Consider the following 4,174-nt stretch of genomic DNA (forward strand, 5'->3'; position numbering starts at 1 on the left):
AGGTTTAGTAGAAAAATATATAAATATTCGTCTACACTATTTAGTATTTCAAATACGAGGAAAGTATAAAATTTTTTTTGATGTTAAACACTGATTTTAACTGGCTTTCTCCTATGGAAGTTATGAGATGCATTAAAAAATAATTATAGGCCGCAAAAGAACCTAAAAGCAAAATAATAAATTGTATTTTGGTATGAAATTATTTTACTTTTAGAACCTTTTGCATGGCAAAACAAAGCTGCTTCCTGCGCTGAAAAGCGTGGCGTCAGCCACTTTGTTCTATCACAAAATAAGCTGATTAAAATAAAATAAGTATTATAGAACAAAGGATAGAGGAGGCACTTTTGTGGAGAAAAATAACAATAATAATGATAATATAAACTCTGGTGCAAATGCCTATGAATATTATGAAGCAGTTTCAAGAGATTTTGAAGATTTAAAATTACTTAGAACTCAAGGAGCAGGGCAACTTATTCTTATACTTGGATATATGTTTGAGTATATGGCAACAAATCAAGCGATAGATTTAATAGAAGATAGAATGAATTTGAGGGCAGTTGATTTTTTTGCAGGCAATTATTTAGGAGAAGAAAATGAAAAAATTAAGTATAGGCTACAAGAGGAGCACTTTAGAAATAGAGGAGTTAATGCAGATGAAACAGCATTAAAAGCTGCCTATCTTGAACTTGTAGGACAAACTATTATAACCTTTATAGATAAAATTAAATTAAGTAGGTTCAATGAAAAGACAGAAGATAGGGATTATTTAATATCAAAAACAGCTAATGAAGAGATTTTTATTGGTGCATTTTTAGGAGAATTATCCTTAATATTTAATTTACAAGGAGTACTACTTTTATATGAAACAAGCAATCAAGATGCTCTTGATGATTAATATAAAGAGAATATGAAATAAGGAAGTGTTTTATGGTTAAGTATACTCGTGAGGAAGTAAGTATATTTGAAGAAAAATCAAAGAACTCAAAGGTTACTTTAGTTGTACCTAAGAATACTAAAATTTCTGCATTAGACATGGAAGATGACTGGGATAAGGTTTCATATACATATAAATGGAAAGGAAGGCTTTTTAGAAAGTGATTATTTAACTAAAAGTCAGTATCCATGGAGTAATGTAAACTTAAGAAAAGCTCCAAGTTTAAGTTCAGAAAAAATATTAGTAGTACCTAAAAAGGATAGAGTTGAGGTTTTTGAGAAAAAAGGAGACTTTAGTAGAGTAATCTATAATGATAAAGAGGGATTTATTTATAATTATTACTTAAGTGATGATGGTAATAACAATAAAACTCTAAATTATAAAAACTTTAGAACTAATCCAAAGCAATTTATTATTGATAATGAGATTAATAGCAGTAGTAAGTATATATTAATTACAGATTTAAATAATAAGCTTACATATATTTTTGAAAATGTAAATAATGTATGGAATCAAAAGTATAGATGGAGCTGTACAGTAGGTAAAAAATCAACTTCTACAATCAAAGGAATATTTTTCATAAGTGGCAGGAAACCTGGTTTTGGAACAGATGAGTATTCAGTAAAATATGCAACTAGAATTCAAGGTGGTTATTATTATCATTCAGTATTATATAATTCCTCAGGTACATATATAATTGATGGAAGGCTTGGCATGGCATTAAGTCATGGGTGTATTAGATTAAAAACGGAAAGTGCTAAGTGGATATATGATAATATAAGTGATGGAACAAAGGTTATTATAGATTAAAAATCATTAAAGGAAGAGGCTTAAATTTTAAAAAGTCATAAAAATATAAAATAGATATAAAGTAAAAAAATGGAGTGACGATATAATTTATGTGTGTATGGGGGAAAACGGAGGAAGAATGAAAACAAATACCCAAAACAAACAAAACAATTCATTTTTAGCACAAGCTAATAAGGATATGCTTGTTATATGCTGGATTTTTGCATCTATTGTTGCAGGGCAATATGCTTATCTATTTATGCAAGGAGCAAGGAGCATATCTGTAGTACTATCTATAATATTTTTTATAGTTGGTGGAATGAGTATTTCCACATATTTATTTATAAAAGATAAAGAAAATAAAAACTTGAAATTTATAACTTTTTTTGTATTTTACATAGGATGGAGTTATACATTAATAAACAGTATAAGTATTAGTAGTTATGCATTTGCCACATCATTTGTTTTAATTTATGCATTATTTGCAGAAAAATTCATTGTTAATTTAGCTAATATATGTATATCATTAGCCATAATTATCAAAATTATTACAGATATAAAAAATAATAATATTGAAGCTAATAAAGGTACAGCTGAATATATTATAATGATATGTGTAGTTATACTTTTTTTATTTATTGTTAATAAGGTTACAAAACTATTTATAAATAATAAAAAGCAGAGTGAAGAAGATATGAAGAAGATTTTAGAAGCTAAAGAAAAACAAGATTTAATTGCTAATGAAGTAGAAGAAATTTTACAAAAGGTTAGTGTAAATACTTCTGCAATAAGTAATATAATGAATGAAATAGGACAATCTTCAGGTGTAGTATCTTCAGCTATCAAAGAAGTATCAAAAGGCGCTCAGGAAACAGCAAATGAAATTCAAGAAGAAGTAGCTTCTATAAATAGTATTCAAGAAAAAATAATACAATCAGTAAATGCTTGTGACTCTATGAATAGTGCATCAAAAGAAACTTCAGAGGTATTAAAAGAGGGGATAGATATAGTAAATAAATTAAGTGATGAATCTAAGATTGTCACTAAGAATACCGATGAAGTTTATAAGCTAATGAATGAACTTCAAGAAGAATCGGATAAAATAGCAGAAATAACAAATTTAATTTCAGACATAGCAGAACAAACTAACCTGCTAGCTCTTAACGCATCTATAGAAGCTGCTAGAGCCGGGGAAGCAGGAAAAGGATTTAGTGTGGTTGCGATAGAAGTAGGGAATTTAGCAAATAGTTCAAGGGAATCAACTAAAGAGATTGCAGAAATAATAAGAAGACTTGAAGAAAAGGCTAATAAATCTTCTAAGATGGTTGAAGAACTTAATTGTAGTACTTTAAACCAAAATGAGTTAGTAAAAGAGACAAACAAAGTATTTAATAATATCAATGAAAACATTAATGTAATAATTGATAAAAATTTAACAGTAGAAGATAGTATAAACGATGTTTTAAAAGCTAATGATGTTGTATCATCATCAATCTCTAATATTTCAGCTATTTCAGAGGAAACTTTGGCTAATACTGAAAATACAGTAGTTATGTCAACTGAACATATTGAGCAGGCAAAAAAAGCAAATGCTTTAGTAAGTGAATTAGTTAATGATTTAAGTAGATTAAAAGAGCTTTAAACATTTATAAGAAAAAAACTCTCATTATATAGTGAGAGTTTTTTTACGTTACATTCTTAATATGATTGCAAAGATTTAATAAATTGTATATATCTTGACAATTTAATGTGCAGGTGATACCATATAAAAAAAGAAAACAGTCCCTTTAAATTAATTCGAGAAATCAGTAAGGAAGTTATAATATTTAAGCGTAGAAGTACTATGCCTTTCTTACCATGGGTAAGAAAGGCTTTTTTAATGCATAAGAAAATATAAAATTTTTTGATGTTAAACACTGATTTTGATTGGGGCTTTCTCATATGGAAGTTGTCAAATGCATTAAAAAATAATTGTAGGCCGCAAAAGAAACTAAAAGCAAAATAATTAAATTGTATTTTAATATGAAGTTATTTTACTTTTAGAACCTTTTGCATGGCAAAACAAAGCTGCTTCCTGCGCTGAAAAGCGTGGCGTCAGCCACTTTGTTCACGTAGATATTGCGTCTCAGATATATAATTTTGGGGGAAGTAGTATAAGTTTTACTGCTTTGTTTTAAAAAATATTTGGAGGTTAAGTAACAGTTACAAAAATATTATAAAATCTTAGAAAAGTGTACTAAAAAATAACAAGCTTCAGAAATAGAGATTTATCTAATAACTTTTAGATGTTTATTAATGATATCACCTCACTAATATGTCTTTTGTGTATCTTTGAATACTATTTTGCGTATCTTTGAATACTATTATAGGATACAAAAAAGAAATGAGGTGAATACAATTGATTCTATCAAAGAAGATTAGATTATATCCAACAGCAGAGCAAGAACAAAA

The 4,174-nt window shown here is 27.7% G+C and carries 4 protein-coding genes; all 4 read left to right on the forward strand.

Going from position 1 to position 4,174, the window contains the following annotated elements:
- Nucleotides 1-346: 346 nt before the first annotated feature.
- The 4 genes from BM384_RS15950 to BM384_RS15960 all read left to right on the forward strand — a co-directional run bounded on the left by BM384_RS15950 (nucleotide 347) and on the right by BM384_RS15960 (nucleotide 3,365).
- Nucleotides 347-895, forward strand: a complete 549-nt coding sequence (locus BM384_RS15950) for a hypothetical protein (RefSeq protein WP_090015091.1) — start codon at nucleotides 347-349, stop codon at nucleotides 893-895.
- A 32-nt stretch (nucleotides 896-927) separates the two neighbouring features.
- Nucleotides 928-1,098, forward strand: coding sequence for a hypothetical protein (locus BM384_RS17830; protein WP_175537431.1), 171 nt, complete (start codon nucleotides 928-930; stop codon nucleotides 1,096-1,098).
- Entirely contained in the window at nucleotides 1,040-1,744 is a 705-nt protein-coding gene (locus BM384_RS15955; RefSeq protein ID WP_175537432.1) for a L,D-transpeptidase family protein, read from the forward strand. The genes BM384_RS17830 and BM384_RS15955 overlap by 59 nt, the downstream gene beginning before the upstream one ends.
- Nucleotides 1,745-1,862: 118 nt before the next feature.
- Nucleotides 1,863-3,365, forward strand: coding sequence for a methyl-accepting chemotaxis protein (locus BM384_RS15960; RefSeq protein ID WP_175537433.1), 1,503 nt, complete (start codon nucleotides 1,863-1,865; stop codon nucleotides 3,363-3,365).
- Nucleotides 3,366-4,174 lie beyond the last annotated feature (809 nt).

The organism is Clostridium sp. DSM 8431 (assembly GCF_900116755.1).
In the GTDB taxonomy this organism is placed as follows: domain Bacteria; phylum Bacillota; class Clostridia; order Clostridiales; family Clostridiaceae; genus Clostridium.

Excerpts from the sequence above, each read along its gene's own strand:
- BM384_RS17830 (WP_175537431.1), top strand. The coding sequence starts at position 928 with ATGGTTAAGTATACTCGTGAGGAAGTAAGTATATTTGAAGAAAAATCA.
- BM384_RS15955 (WP_175537432.1), top strand. The coding sequence starts at position 1,040 with ATGACTGGGATAAGGTTTCATATACATATAAATGGAAAGGAAGGCTTT.
- BM384_RS15960 (WP_175537433.1), top strand. The coding sequence starts at position 1,863 with ATGAAAACAAATACCCAAAACAAACAAAACAATTCATTTTTAGCACAA.